This is a genomic window from Streptomyces sp. NPDC016640, from assembly GCF_043076215.1.
Classification (GTDB): Bacteria; Actinomycetota; Actinomycetes; order Streptomycetales; family Streptomycetaceae; genus Streptomyces.
Genome location: NZ_JBIBRG010000004.1, coordinates 358,877 through 371,546, shown reverse-complemented (window position 1 = coordinate 371,546; position 12,670 = coordinate 358,877). Strand labels below are relative to the sequence as shown.

12 protein-coding genes and 1 pseudogene are annotated in these 12,670 nt (G+C 72.9%); 5 read left to right on the top strand and 8 right to left on the bottom strand.

Going from position 1 to position 12,670, the window contains the following annotated elements; translation table 11 throughout:
• The first annotated feature begins 10 nt into the window (after positions 1–10).
• The 3 genes from ACF07S_RS11450 to ACF07S_RS11440 are packed head-to-tail and all read left to right on the top strand — an operon-like array spanning position 11 to position 1,117.
• The gene (locus ACF07S_RS11450; RefSeq protein WP_391964066.1) at positions 11–271 is read left to right on the top strand and encodes an acyl carrier protein; all 261 of its coding nucleotides are present in this window, start codon (positions 11–13) and stop codon (positions 269–271) included.
• 1 nt (position 272) lies between these two features.
• Positions 273–755, top strand: coding sequence for an SRPBCC family protein (locus ACF07S_RS11445; RefSeq protein WP_391964067.1), 483 nt, complete (start codon positions 273–275; stop codon positions 753–755).
• 26 nt (positions 756–781) lie between these two features.
• The gene (locus ACF07S_RS11440; protein WP_391964068.1) at positions 782–1,117 is read left to right on the top strand and encodes a TcmI family type II polyketide cyclase; all 336 of its coding nucleotides are present in this window, start codon (positions 782–784) and stop codon (positions 1,115–1,117) included.
• A 106-nt stretch (positions 1,118–1,223) separates the two neighbouring features.
• Here ACF07S_RS11440 and ACF07S_RS11435 read toward each other — a convergent pair whose 3' ends face one another.
• From ACF07S_RS11435 to ACF07S_RS11425, 3 genes are all read right to left on the bottom strand, one after another.
• On the bottom strand, positions 1,224–2,252 hold the full coding sequence (locus tag ACF07S_RS11435) for a methyltransferase (protein WP_391974070.1): 1,029 nt from the start codon (positions 2,250–2,252) through the stop codon (positions 1,224–1,226).
• A gap of 47 nt (positions 2,253–2,299) precedes the next feature.
• Positions 2,300–3,361 carry a nitrous oxide reductase family maturation protein NosD gene (locus ACF07S_RS11430; protein WP_391974069.1) on the bottom strand — a complete coding sequence of 354 codons (1,062 nt, stop codon included), beginning with the start codon at positions 3,359–3,361 and terminating at the stop codon, positions 2,300–2,302.
• Between the two features lie 243 nt (positions 3,362–3,604).
• Positions 3,605–5,413, bottom strand: coding sequence for a flavin-containing monooxygenase (locus tag ACF07S_RS11425; protein ID WP_391964071.1), 1,809 nt, complete (start codon positions 5,411–5,413; stop codon positions 3,605–3,607).
• A 171-nt stretch (positions 5,414–5,584) separates the two neighbouring features.
• Here ACF07S_RS11425 and ACF07S_RS11420 point away from each other — a divergent pair, with 171 nt between their 5' ends.
• On the top strand, positions 5,585–6,610 hold the full coding sequence (locus ACF07S_RS11420; protein WP_391974068.1) for an SMP-30/gluconolactonase/LRE family protein: 1,026 nt from the start codon (positions 5,585–5,587) through the stop codon (positions 6,608–6,610).
• Positions 6,611–6,622: 12 nt separating this feature from the next.
• Here the strand turns inward: ACF07S_RS11420 and ACF07S_RS11415 are convergent, their stop codons facing one another.
• Positions 6,623–7,216, bottom strand: a complete 594-nt coding sequence (locus ACF07S_RS11415; protein ID WP_391964073.1) for a helix-turn-helix domain-containing protein — start codon at positions 7,214–7,216, stop codon at positions 6,623–6,625.
• A 337-nt stretch (positions 7,217–7,553) separates the two neighbouring features.
• Here ACF07S_RS11415 and ACF07S_RS11410 point away from each other — a divergent pair, with 337 nt between their 5' ends.
• Positions 7,554–9,497 (top strand): ATP-binding cassette domain-containing protein, encoded by a 1,944-nt coding sequence (locus tag ACF07S_RS11410; protein WP_391964074.1) that lies wholly within the window; start codon positions 7,554–7,556, stop codon positions 9,495–9,497.
• Between the two features lie 396 nt (positions 9,498–9,893).
• Here ACF07S_RS11410 and ACF07S_RS11405 read toward each other — a convergent pair.
• The 4 genes and pseudogenes from ACF07S_RS11405 to ACF07S_RS11390 all read right to left on the bottom strand — a co-directional run bounded on the left by ACF07S_RS11405 (position 9,894) and on the right by ACF07S_RS11390 (position 12,604).
• Positions 9,894–10,117: pseudogene (locus ACF07S_RS11405) on the bottom strand (DUF6400 family protein).
• A 130-nt stretch (positions 10,118–10,247) separates the two neighbouring features.
• A complete protein-coding gene (locus ACF07S_RS11400; RefSeq protein ID WP_391974114.1) occupies positions 10,248–10,955 on the bottom strand; it encodes a phosphodiesterase in 708 nt (235 codons plus the stop codon).
• Positions 10,956–10,967: 12 nt separating this feature from the next.
• Entirely contained in the window at positions 10,968–12,143 is a 1,176-nt protein-coding gene (locus ACF07S_RS11395; RefSeq protein ID WP_391964075.1) for a zinc-dependent alcohol dehydrogenase, read from the bottom strand.
• Positions 12,140–12,604 carry a hypothetical protein gene (locus ACF07S_RS11390; protein WP_391964076.1) on the bottom strand — a complete coding sequence of 155 codons (465 nt, stop codon included), beginning with the start codon at positions 12,602–12,604 and terminating at the stop codon, positions 12,140–12,142. The genes ACF07S_RS11395 and ACF07S_RS11390 overlap by 4 nt, the downstream gene beginning before the upstream one ends.
• Between the last annotated feature and the right edge of the window lie 66 nt (positions 12,605–12,670).

Here is a 12,670-nt window from a genome sequence, read left to right as displayed (position 1 = left end):
GCAGTCACCCATGATCACCACCGAAGTGACCTTCGACGAACTGGCCGCCCTCATCAAGCGGACGGCCGGTATCACCGTCGACCCCCAGGAACTGAAGCAGTCCGCGGAGTCCCCCTTCGACGTCTTCGGTCTCGACTCGCTCGGTCTGCTCGGCATCGTCGGCGAGCTGGAGAACCGGTACGACCGGTCGCTGCCCCCCGACTCGGAGCGCTGCCGGACCCCCCGGGAGTTCCTGGACCTCGTCAACAGCACCCTCAGGGCTGGAGCCTGACATGGCCGGACACACCGAGAACAGCATCACCATCGACGCTCCCCTCGACCTCGTGTGGGAGATGACCAACGACCTGGAGAACTGGCCGCGGCTCTTCAGCGAGTACGCCTCCGTGGAGGTCCTCTCCCGCGAGGGCGACACGACGACGTTCCGGCTGACCATGCACCCGGACGAGGACGGCAAGGTGTGGAGCTGGGTGTCGGAGCGCACCCCGGACCGCGGGAAGCGGACCGTGCGCGCCCGCCGCGTCGAGACGGGCCCCTTCGCGCACATGGACATCCTGTGGGAGTACACGGAGCTGCCGGGCGGTGTCCAGATGCGCTGGACGCAGGACTTCGCGATGAAGCCGGACGCCCCGGTCGACGACGACTGGATGACCGACAACATCAACCGCAACTCCCGCACCCAGCTGGCCCTCATCCGGGACCGGATCGAACAGGTGGCCCGCGACAGCGAGAACGCGTCCGTCGCGTCCTCCCGCTGAGCACCGGGCCGGGAAGGACACAGCCGATGCATCACGCCCTCATCGTCGCCCGGATGGCGCCCGGTTCGGCGCCGAAGATCGCCGACGTGTTCGCCGCCTCCGACCGGGGTGAACTGCCCCACCTGGTCGGCGTCAGCCGGCGCAGTCTCTTCCAGTTCGGGGACGACGTGTACCTGCACCTCATCGAGGCCGAGCAGGACCCGGCGCCCGCCATCGCGAAGGTGGCCGGACACCCCGAGTTCCGCGGCATCAGCGAGCAGCTGGAGGCGTACGTCAGCCCGTACGACCCCGCCACGTGGCGCAGCCCCAAGGACGCCATGGCCCGGTGCTTCTACCGCTGGGAGCGCGGCGCCGGCTCCTGAGCCGGCGCACCGGGAAACCCCGGGGCCGCCGGTCCCGCGTCAGTCGCGGAGCCGGCGGCCCCGGGGTCGGGGCGCGTCTTCGGGGATCAGCCGGGGACGGTGGGGATCAGCCGGGGACGGTGCACTCGAAGGCGTGGAGATAGGCGTTGACCGGGTGGATCTCCCCGACGACGAGGCCCGCGCCGGTCAGGCGGTCGACCATGCTCCGCCGGGTGTGCTTGGCACCGCCGACGTTGAGGAGCAGCAGCAGGTCCATGGCGGTGGTGAACCGCATCGACGGGGTGTCGTCCACCAGGTTCTCGATGACGACGACCCGGGCCCCGGGCCGCGCCGCCCTGCGGACGTTGCCCAGCGCCCGGCGGGTGCTGTCGTCGTCCCACTCCAGGACGTTCTTGATGATGTAGACGTCCGCCCGGACGGGGACGCCCTCACGGCAGTCCCGCGCCAGGAGGTCGGTCCGGCCGGCCAGGGCGCCGCCCTCGCGCAGCCGCGGGTCGGCGTTCTCGACGACGCCGGGCAGATCGATCAGTGTGCCGTGGAGGTGGGGGTGCTTCTCCAGGAGGTCGGCCAGGACGTGCCCCTGACCGCCGCCGATGTCCACGACCGAGGAGGCGTCGTCCAGGTCGAGCAGCTGGGCCACATCCCGTGCGGACTGCTCGCTGGACGTCGTCATGGCCCGGTTGAACACGCGGGCGGACTCGGGGGCCGACTCGTTGAGGTAGGGGAAGAACTCGCGGTCGTACAGGTCGTCGAAGACGCTGCGGCCGGAGCGCACCGCCTCGTCGAGCAGCGGCCAGACGTTCCAGGTCCACGGCTCGGTGCACCACAGGGCGATGTACCGCAGGCTGTGCGGGTCGTCCTCGCGCAGCAGCCGGGACATCTCGCTGTGCTCGAAGGTGCCGTCGGGGTTCTCGGTGAAGACGCCCTGGCAGGACAGTGCGCGCAGCAGCCGCCGCAGGGTGTGCGGCTCGGTCTTCACCGCCGCCGCCAGGTCGTCGACGGTCATGGGGCTGTCGTCCAGCGCGTCCGCCACGCCCAGGCGGACGGCCGCGCGTACGGCGGCGGCGCACGCCGCCCCGAACACGAGCTCCCGCAGCCGCATGGGCGGTGGCGGAGCCGGATCAACGGTGGTCATCCGTCGCCTCGCTTCTGCTGTCGTGCCGTCATCGGACGGCGAGCCGTTCAGCACATCCCCGCGGGCTCGGAGAGCGTGCAGGTGTTGCGGCTGAACGTGTTGTTCCTCGCGGTGTCCCGGTCGGCCAGGTCTGCCGGACTGTTGCCGGTCACCAGGTTGTCGCGGACGTCGTTGCGCTCGTTGGGGGTGCCGACGAGGCTCTTGAAGAGCACGATGCCGCCGGACAGCGGGGACGTGCCCTTGTTGTCCTCCACCCGGTTCAAGGCCACCAGCGTCTCCTCGGCGCCGGTGAGGACGATGCCCGAGCCCTGCAGGAAGGGCAGCCGCGGGGTCTTGGCGCAGTACTTGTTGTTGGCGTGGACGTGGTTGCGGGTCACGTTCAGCGCGCCGGCGCGCGGCTCGGACTCGTCGCCGACGACGAACACGGCGGCGCAGTTGCCGGTGGCCTCGTTGCGGTCGACGCTCAGGTTCCGCAGCCGCCGCACGGTGACGCCGATCCGGTTGCCGGCCATGGTGTTGTGCCGGATCACCGTCCTGCCGGCGTCCCGGGCGCCCTCCTCGGTGTCGACGGTGTTGGCGACGAACAGTCCGGCGTCGCCGTTGTTCCGGGCGGTGTTGTGGCTGAGCACGCCCCGCACGGAGCGTTCCGTGGCGATGCCCCACCGGCCGTTCTCCTCCGCGGTCACGTTGCGGACCTCGAGCCGGTCGGTACCGGTGGCCCACAGCCCGTTCCCGGCGAAGCCCCTCAGCGTCAGCGACCGTACGGTGACGTCCTGGAGGGGGTTCTTGTCGGTCCCGGTCACGCAGACGCCGTTCCCGGCCTTGGCGCAGGCGTTCCCGCCGGGCTTCGAGGGGGGCGTCAGCACGGTGAGCTTCGCGCCGGTGCCGCGCAGGGTGATGTCCGACTCGGTGATGTCGACGCTCTGCCGGTAGGTGCCGGGCTCGAGGAGGACGGTGTCCCCCGGCTTCGCGGCGTCCACGGCCTTCTGGATCGACTGGCCGGGCTGCACGCGGTGGACGGCGGGCCGGTGGACCGACGGGGCGGCCCCCAGCCCCGCGGCCACGACGGCGGTGGTGCACGCGAGATACGCGATGTGTCGTCTGGTCATGAGCCGAAGCTATGAGCGGCGGTTGCCCCCCGCCACCGGTGATCACCCAGGTGGGCAGAACCGCCGGGACGCGGTGCGCCGGACGCGCGGGGAACCCCCGGACGGGCGGCGGCGTCGGGCGGGGGGCGCGGCGCCGCGGGGTCCACGGCGCGATCCTCCCCGTGGGCGACGGCCGGTCCGCGGTCTGACACGTCGTCACCCGCCTTTCCCGAGCGTCCGCGGGAGGGGCGGGGGCCGGCCGTGCTAGCCCCGGGCGGAGGTCCTGGGCCGGAGGACCTCGTGCAGGGACTCCTCGCGCCACCGCTTCAGCAGATCGTGGAAGGCGAACGCGCCGTGCGGGTAGGCGAGCGGGCCGTTCGGCCGGCCGCGTCCTTCACGGTTGTAGTAGCCGGGAGTGCACTCCGCGTGGAACCACTCGTGGTCGGGGGCGTCCTCGGCGAGGACCGCGAGCCAGGCGTCCTCGGCCTCCCGGGACGGTTCGATGAGGGCGTCCCCGGCCTCGGCGGCCGCGACGAGCGCCGCGGCGTGGACGGCGTGCTCGTCCAGCACGTGCGTGAAGTTGACGCTGCTGGCGCTCTGCGCGGCTCCCAGCTGGATCAGGTTCGGGAAGCCGTCGCGGGTGAAGCCGTGCAGGGACCGCGGTCCCCGCTCCCGCAACGCGTGCAGCAGCTGGGTGCCGCCGCGGCCGTGGACGGGCAGCCTGCCGGAGTGGACGCCGGAGACTCCGACGGAGAATCCGGTGGCGAAGACCAGGCAGTCGAGTTCGTACGCGGTGCCGCCGACCACGACGCCCCGCGCGGTCACGCGCTCGATGCCGTGCGTGTCCGCCGTGTCGACCAGGGTGACGTTGTCCCGGTTGAAGGCCTGGTAGTACGCGTCGGAGAAGGTGGGGCGCTTGCAGGCGTAGCGGTACCAGGGCTTGAGCTTCTCCGCCGTCTCCGGGTCGGTGACGAGGCGCTCGACGCGGGCGCGGATCTCGTTCATCTTGACGGCGTCCGCGACCTCGTAGGCCGCTTCGAAGGCCTGCCGGTCCGCCGGACGGCAAAAGCTCGGCAGGAGCTTCTCCAGCAGGCCCGACGACGCGGTCCACCGGTCCGCCACGAGGTCCTCTTCGGCGGACTCGCCGGAGGTGATGCGCAGGAAGTTGTCGCGGCGCTCGCGTGCCCAGCCGTCGTGGTCGGCGCCGACGTCCCGGGCGGTGGTGCGGCGGTTGGCGCGCACGTCCACGGTGGACGGGGTGCGCTGGAACACGTAGAGGTGTCCGGCGTCCTCGGCCAGCTTCGGGACGACCTGGACGCCGGTGGCCCCGGTGCCGACCACGCCCACGCGTTTGCCCGCGAGGCCGGTCAGGCCGCCGTCCGGGGTGCCGCCGGTGTAGGCGTAGTCCCAGCGGGAGGTGTGGAAGGTGTGGCCCCCGAAGTTCTCGATGCCGGGGATGCCGGGGAGCTTGAGGTCGGACATGGTACCGGTCGCCGTGACGACGTAGGTGGCCCGGAACTCGTCCCCCCGGCCGGTCGTGACGATCCACGCCTGCGAGGTCCCGTCCCAGGACAGCGACGTGACCGCCGTGGAGAACAGGGCGTCCGCGTAGAGGTCGTACTTCTCGGCGATCCGCACCGCGTGCCGGCGGATCTCCTCGCCGGGGGCGTACTTCCACTCCGGCACGTACCCGGTCTCGTCGAGCATCGGCAGGTACACGTGCGACTCGATGTCGCAGTGGATGCCCGGGTACCGGTTCCAGTACCAGGTTCCCCCGAAGTCACCGCCCTTCTCGATGATCCGGACGCGCCGGACACCCCGCTCGCGCAGCCGCGCCCCCGCGAGGATGCCGCCGAATCCGCCGCCGACGACCGCCACGTCCACCTCGTCCCGCAGCGGCTCGCGCCCGGCGGATTCCCCCGCGTGGGGATCCGCGGCGTAGTGGCCGAACTCGGCGTCGGCGTCGAGGTACTGCCGGGTGCCGTCGGGTCGTACGCGCCGCTCCCGCTCGAGGCGGTAGCGCCGCCTCAGCTCGGCCAGTGCCTCGGAGGACAACGCTTCGGAGTTCGTCATGTGGGGGGACCTCGATCCTTCGGTTCACTGCCAGGAAGCCGCCCTGTCCGTGAACCGGCCTGCAGATCACGGGACTTGAGCAGGCATGCACTACCGTAGCAACTACCGGACAGTGTTGTCCGGTTGGAGCGGAGAAGGTTCCGCACACCTCGGACAGGAAGGGTGACCCCCATGCAACGACCCCCGATCCGATCCCTGGCCGGGCTCGCCGCGATCGCCGTGCTGGCCCTCACCGGGTGCGGTACGGAAACGGACGGCCCCGGCGCGGACCGGCCGGCCGCCCCGGGCGCGGTGAGGGACATCCGCGCGCAGAAGGTCCTGCGGCTGACGACGGCGCACGAGGAGACCGGGATGACCCTCCTGGAGGGTCCCGTCTTCGGCACGGACGGCCGCCTGACCGTCGTCGACGTCACCGCGCCCGCCGGCGAGCCGAAGGTGCTGCGCGTCGACGTCGCCGACGGGACCTCGCGCACGGTCCACACCGACGACCGCGGCGCCTACACCTCGGCCCAGTACAGCCCGCACGACGGGCGCCTCTATCTGACCGACTTCGCGCACGGCGAGATCGTCAGTCTGGCCCCGGACGGAGGTGATGCGCGGACCTTCTTCTCCGGTGAGGTCGACGGGGCGCGGATGAACCCCGACGACCTCGCCTTCGACCGGGAGGGACACCTGTACGTCAGCGACTCGCGCGGGCTGTCCGAGGGCGCGGCGAAGGGGCGCGTGGTGCGGATCGACCGCGAAGGGAAGGGCGCCACCGTCCTCGCGGACGGGCTGGCGGCGCCCAACGGCATCTCGTTCGACGCGGAGTACCGCGGGCTGTGGGTCGGCGAACTCACGCGGAACCGCGTCTCTTACCTCCTGCTCGACGGCAAGGGCGGGGTCGCTTCCCAGCACACCGCCATCCGGGTGGACGGCGGGATCGCGCAGACGGACTCGATCGCCGTGGACGCGGACGGCAACCTCTACCTGGGTCTGCACGGCCGGCCGGCAATGGCGGTGTACGACCGGCACGGTGAGCGCCTGGCCACCGTCGAGGTGCCCGCCCGTGCCGCCGAGGGGCTCGAATCGGCGACCAACGTGGCCATCACACCCGGGGGGACCCGGGCCTACATGACGGTCAGCGGGCCCGCCGGGGGCTGTCTGTACGCCTTCGACGCCCTGGCCGAGGGCGTCCGGCAGTCCAACGGCGGCTGACCGCGGCCCCGTTCACCCCTCGAAGGGCCGCACCGGTCCCACCTCGGCACCCAGCAGCCGCCAGGCGGCCAGTGCCCGGTGTTCGCGCTGCTCGCGGGTGGGGCCGGTGACGGCACCGGCGACCATGGCGACGGCGATCGCGAGGTCGCCCCGCACCGCGGCCAGCCGGTGGCCGTCCGGCAGATGGCCCCGCAGGGCGCGCTCGACCCGCCCGGACAGGGCCGGAGCGTACGAGGGGGTGCCGGAGCGGCTGCGCGCGCCATAGGAGTGCAGCATGCCGATGAAGGCCGCCGACTCCGTCAGATGCCAGGTCAGGACACCGAGGACGCCGGCCAGGTCCGCGTCCTCGGCCGCCGCCGCCTGCTCGACCTGCCGGACGTTCTCCTCCAGGACCGCGCTCACCACGGCGGTCCGGTCGGGAAAGTGCCGGTACAGAACACCCTGGCCGACTCCGGCGCGGCGGGCGATCGCGGACAGGGGGGCGTCCAGACCGTACTCCGCGCAGATCTCCCGGGCGGCGGCGACCAGCGCGGCCCGGTTGCGGGCGGCGGCCCGCGGTCCGTCGTTCGCGGGCCGCCGCTCGGCGGGGCGGGGCTGCTGCGTCACCCCGAGAGGATACCGAGCCGCTGCCCGGGCGGTCGTGACGGCGCCCCGGTCACCCCTTCGGAGCACCGGCCGGTCCCGGGCCGGGCGGACGGAGGTGGTCGCCGGCCCGCGTCCCTGCGGGCGCCCCCCACCACCCACCGGGCGGGCGGCCGTCTCCGGCGTTTCGGCCACTCGCCGACCGGAGCCGGCCCTTGGGCGCAAAGGGTCGGTGCCCCTCACACGTTGCGCGGAGCCCGTGTTCGCGGGGTTCCGCAGCCGACCGAAACACATGTGTTCGAAAGCGCGGCCGGGTCGTTGAGCCCCGCGAACCACCGGGCGAGCGACCAGGGGGACCACGTTGACCTCGACCAACGCAGCACATCAGACGACTTCCGGCACATCGGACGCGGCCGTCCCGGACGGCACGGCCGACGCCCACGACGAGGAGTACCAGTACCGCGACGAGTCACGCGCCAAGGCCGGTGCGCAGATGACGACCGGCACGATGGCCAGGCGCCTGCCGGCGCTCGTGGTGCGGTCCCTGAAGATGGCCTGGCAGGTGGACCGCGGTGCCACGGCCGGGCTGCTGGCGTGCCAGGCCGGCACCGGCGTGCTCGCCGCCCTCGGACTGCTCGCCGTCACGGGGACGATCAACGCGCTGATCTCGTCGGGCGACATCTCGACGCGGTTGTGGGAGGCCGCTCCGCAGCTGGCGGTCATCGCCACGGCGACCGGGCTGCGCGCCGTGCTGGGCATCACGGTGACGTGGCTGACCGGCCGGCTGCGGCCGGTACTGGCCCGGGCGGCCGAGGTGACGATGATCGAGGCCGCGCTCGGCGCGGAACTGGCGGCGAACAACAAGCCCGGCTACAACGACTTCTACGACATCGCCGACCGCGGCGCCCAGGTCACTCCGGACCTGGTGGCCGAGGCCCAGGACGTCCTCGCCTCGACGGCGACGCTCACCGCCGGGGCGACCGTCCTCGCCGTGCTCCACCCGGCGCTCCTGCCTCTGCTGCTCCTGGCGTGCCTGCCGCAGGCCGCCGCGTACGTGCGGGCGGCACGCGTGCTGTACCTGGCGAGCCTGGAGACGTCGGGACGGCGCCGGATGCTGTACAAACTCCGCTGGCACATGGCCTACACGGAGTCCAGCGAGGAGATGCGGGCCTGTCTGGCCGGGCCGTTCCTCATCACGCGGTACCGGCGGCTCGCCGCCTCGGTCAACGCGGCCGAGCGCAGGGCCGCGGACACCGGGGCCCGGATGGGGCTGGCCGGGGCCGCCGCCGGCGGGGTGGCGTCGGCCGCCGTGTGGGCGGCGCTGCTCTGGCTCCTGGCCTCCGGGCGCATGGATCTCGCCGCCGGCGGCGGCGCGGTGTTCGCCCTGCAGACGGCGACCCTGTCCGTACGCGGCATCATCAACGGCGGTGCCCGGCTGGTGCGTACCGGCTGGTACGTGCAGGACTGGCAGAACTTCCTCGACAACGCCCACGGGCAGGCCATGGCGGCCTGCCGGGGTACGAAGGCCCTGCCGGGTGCACCGGAGCGGTTCGAGGTCCGTGACGTCACCTACCGGTACGACGGTTCCCCGAGGGACAGTCTCAGCGGGGTGTCGCTCCAGGTGCGGCGCGGCGAGATCGTGGCGCTGGTCGGGGAGAACGGGTCGGGCAAGTCGACGCTGTCGCGGCTGATCTGCGGACTGCTGCTGCCCACGGCCGGCGAGGTGGCGTGGGACCACACGACCACGGCGGAGACGGATCCCTGGGAGGCGTGGAAGCATGTCGCCCTGATCCCGCAGAAGTACACCTACCTGCCGCTCACCCTGCGCGACAACATCACCTTCGGCCAGGGCGACACCGGTGACGCCGCCGTCCTGGCGGCCTGCGAGGCGTCCGGGGCGGTGGACATGCTGCCCGGCCTGCGGTCCGGTCTCGACACCCTGCTGACCTCGGAGTGGTTCGGCGGACAGCAGCTCTCCGGAGGCCAGTGGCAGCGGGTCGTCCTCACCCGGGCGTTCCACCGGCGGGCGGCCCTGCTCGTGATGGACGAGCCCACCGCGGCCCTCGACGCGCGGGCCGAGCACCACATCTTCACCGGTCTGCGGGACGTGGCGAAGGACCGGGCGATCCTGCTGATCACCCATCGGCTCGCCAATGTCGCCGTGGCGGACAGGATCGTCGTCCTGGACCGGGGACGGATCGTGCAGGAGGGCACGTACCGGCAACTCACCCGGGAGCCGGGCCTGTTCCGTTCCCTGTGGGAACTCCAGCAACGGCTCGGCGGAACGACCGCCGACGACACCTGACACCGGCTTCGCGGGCCGCTGCGCCGGCCACCGGCGGAGCGGCCCGCGGCCGGGCACTCGTTCCTGCGCCCGGCTCGCAGCCGCCCCGTCCGTGCGCTCGCCGCCGTACGCGCCCGCGGGAGCGGACCGAACCGGAGCGGGAGCCAGGGGACGTCCGAGGGCGTCACGGCACCCGGCCCGCGCCGGGTCGCCGTGCGACGGGTCCCGGGACACCTGTTTCTCCGGGCACCGCCTCAGCTCCCGCATCGGCGTCGGTCAGGACGCGCGGGTCGACACGGCCTTCCACCCGCAATGGCGGCACCGGGGACGGCGTCCACCGCGCAGGTCACGCGGTCCCGGGCGTCGTCGCGTCCCGGGCAGGGGAGCCAGGCCCGCCGGGCCCGGTCCGCCTGCGGGTCAACGGGAAGCCGCACGGTCCGCGTCCCGCGGGGGCGGCACGCCCGCGTCCACCAGCACGGCGTACGTCCGCTCCTGCTCCGCGTCCAGATGCGAGTACAGCAGGCGGTACGCCTCCTGCTCCGAGCGGAGCACGGCCGGGGGTCCCAGTCGTCGCCGAGGGCGGTCACCACCGCGGCGCGTCGAGGGGACTCCTCGAGGGTGGGGTCGAGCGAGAAGGCCATGGGGCCGGGACCGGGGCTGTCGTTCATGCGCGGAGCTTTCCCACGGGATGGGCACTGTGACGGACCTCATCGGGACGGATCCGGCGACGCACCGAACAGACGAGTGACTCGTCGGCGTCGCGGCGCAGCCCTACGGATCCACCGGATCTCCTGCCGCCCGTCCGCGGCGGGAGCCGGCGTACGCGGCGTCACGCAGTCGGCGCAGCCGTCCGGTCGGATGCAGTCCGGGCAGGCTGTGGACATAGGGGTCGTAGGACAGCGTGCTGGTGGCCGGGGCGGTGTGAACGGCTTCCAGGGCCAGCGAGGCGAAGGTGCGCCAGGGTTCGCCGGCGGCGGCCGCGCGCAGGTCGAAGCGGACCGGCCGCCGGGCGAGCTCCTGCCACAGCGTCGGCAGGGCTCCGCCCGTCGCGTCGCGGCTGTCGCGGACGGGGAAGGCGGCCAGCACGCGTTCGCGGTCGCCCACCCGGTAGGACAGCAGGGTGGAGTACGGTCCCGTCTGCGCCCGGGGCCGCGGCAGCGGAAGGTGGCGGCCGAGCCGGCCGGAGCCGCTCGACGTGAACAGCATGTCGAGGGCCGTGCCGGGACCGTCGGCATCCATGACCCGGACGGCCAGGCCCAGGCCGTCCGGCAGCCGTCGGGGCAGGCCGAGCGCACGGGACCAGCGCACGGTCGCCGCGTACGAGCCGGGCCGGTCCAGCCACGGCACGCCCCACTCCCCGCCGGTACGGCCGGACACGGCGAGCGTCCCGGAACACAGCACCCCGTGAGGGTGCAGGGCCGGCGCCGAGCGCCGCCGCGCCAGTCGGTCGGCGACCCGGTGCGCGGCCCTGTCGAGCATCACGGGACCACCTCAGATTCCGGGGCGGATGACGGCGCGGACGCAGCCGTCGGTCTTGTGCTTGAACAGGTCGTAGGCCTTGGGCGCCTGGTCCAGCGAGAGGGTGTGGGTCGCCAGGTGGGCCGTCTCGATCTCACCGGCGGCGAGCCGGTCCAGGAGCATGGGGATGTAGCGCTGTCCGTGCATCTGCGCGCCGCGCACGGTGAGCCCCTTGTTGATCACGGCGCCGAGCGGGAACTTGTCGACGGCGCCCGCGAAGACGCCCAGGATGAAGACGGTGCCCGCTTTCCGGCAGGCGTGGATGGCCTGGCGTACGGCGGTGGGCCGGTCGGTCTGGAGCCGCAGCTGTTGTTTGGCCTGGTCGTACAGGTGCATCGGCCCGTCACCGTGCGCCTCCATGCCGACCGCTTCGATGCACACGTCGGGGCCGCGGCCGCCGGTGCGTTCGCGCAGTTCGGCGCCGACGTCCGTGGTGGTGTAGTCGATGGTCTCGGAGCCGGCGTACCGCTCGGTCATGGCCAGCCGCTCGGGAACGCGGTCGATGGAGACGACCCGTTCCGCTCCGAGCAGGATCGCCGCCCTGGCGGCCATCTGCCCCACGGCCCCACAGCCCCAGACCGCGACCACGTCGCCGGGCTTGACGCCCGCGAGATGGGCGCCCATCCACCCGGTCGGCACGGAGTCGGAGACGAACAGCGCACTGGTGTCGTCGACGCCCTCGGGGATCGTGAAGGCACCGTAGTCGGCGAAGGGGACCCGGACGTACTCGGCGTGGCTGCCGCGCAGGCCGCCCATGGCGTGGGAGTAACCGAAGATGCCTGCGCTCTCGTAGCCGAACAGGGCCTGGCCGATACCGGGGTTGGTGTTGGTGTTGTCGCACAGGGACCACAGGTCGTTGGCGCAGTACCAGCACCGTCCGCAGCCGACGAAGGAGCAGACGACGACCCGGTCACCGACCTTGTGCCGGCGCACCCCGGGACCCGTCTCCACCACCTCGCCGACGAACTCGTGCCCGATCACGTCCCCGGCGCGCATCGCGGGGATGTAACCGCCGATGAGGTGCAGGTCGGAGCCGCAGGTGGTGCCCGCGATCAGCCGCACGACGATGTCCTGGTCGTTGCGGACCTCGGCGTCCGGGACCTGCTCGACGGACAGCTTGTTCACACCCTCCCAGCAGAGCGCCTTCACAGGACTCCCTCCCCACCGGAACGCCGCCCGAGGAGGCCGACCAGCTTGCCGCCCGGGGTCGGGCGGGTCGTCGGCGGCGTGTCGGGCCGCAACACCTCACCGGCCTCCAGAACGGCCTTGGCGTCGCGCAGCGCGGCCCGGACCTCCTGCCGCGGATCCCGGCCGGCCAGGCGCGCGGGCGGGGACGACGACAGGGCGGACGGCGGCTCCTTCAGCCGCGCCGCCAGTTCCGTACCGCGGTCGCCCGGTGCCGGACGGACCCGCACGTCGATCCTGTCCTCGAGCCGCCGCAGGGGTGCGGGCGGCTTCCCGTCCGGCATCACGTCCGTCATCGGGCGGTTGACCGTCACCGTCAGCCACCGGTCGCCCGCCCGGTCGTCGGCCGGGCCCCCCGACCGGGCCCTGCGCACCACCGCCGCCCCGGCAACAGCCACCGGGACCGTCCACAACGCCTTCTTCATGAGCTGCCTTCCGCCTCGGCACATGACCGTCACCGTCCCGCGGCGGGTTTCCGTGACGGCCGGAAC

What these genes read in the sequence shown, in the direction of transcription:
- ACF07S_RS11435 (WP_391974070.1), bottom strand. Translation starts at nt 2,252, where the DNA reads ATGACCACCGTTGATCCGGCTCCGCCACCGCCCATGCGGCTGCGGGAG.
- ACF07S_RS11390 (WP_391964076.1), bottom strand. Translation starts at nt 12,604, where the DNA reads ATGAAGAAGGCGTTGTGGACGGTCCCGGTGGCTGTTGCCGGGGCGGCG.
- ACF07S_RS11445 (WP_391964067.1), top strand. Translation starts at nt 273, where the DNA reads ATGGCCGGACACACCGAGAACAGCATCACCATCGACGCTCCCCTCGAC.
- ACF07S_RS11420 (WP_391974068.1), top strand. Translation starts at nt 5,585, where the DNA reads ATGCAACGACCCCCGATCCGATCCCTGGCCGGGCTCGCCGCGATCGCC.
- ACF07S_RS11430 (WP_391974069.1), bottom strand. Translation starts at nt 3,361, where the DNA reads ATGACCAGACGACACATCGCGTATCTCGCGTGCACCACCGCCGTCGTG.
- ACF07S_RS11400 (WP_391974114.1), bottom strand. Translation starts at nt 10,955, where the DNA reads ATGCTCGACAGGGCCGCGCACCGGGTCGCCGACCGACTGGCGCGGCGG.
- ACF07S_RS11440 (WP_391964068.1), top strand. Translation starts at nt 782, where the DNA reads ATGCATCACGCCCTCATCGTCGCCCGGATGGCGCCCGGTTCGGCGCCG.
- ACF07S_RS11425 (WP_391964071.1), bottom strand. Translation starts at nt 5,413, where the DNA reads ATGACGAACTCCGAAGCGTTGTCCTCCGAGGCACTGGCCGAGCTGAGG.
- ACF07S_RS11450 (WP_391964066.1), top strand. Translation starts at nt 11, where the DNA reads ATGATCACCACCGAAGTGACCTTCGACGAACTGGCCGCCCTCATCAAG.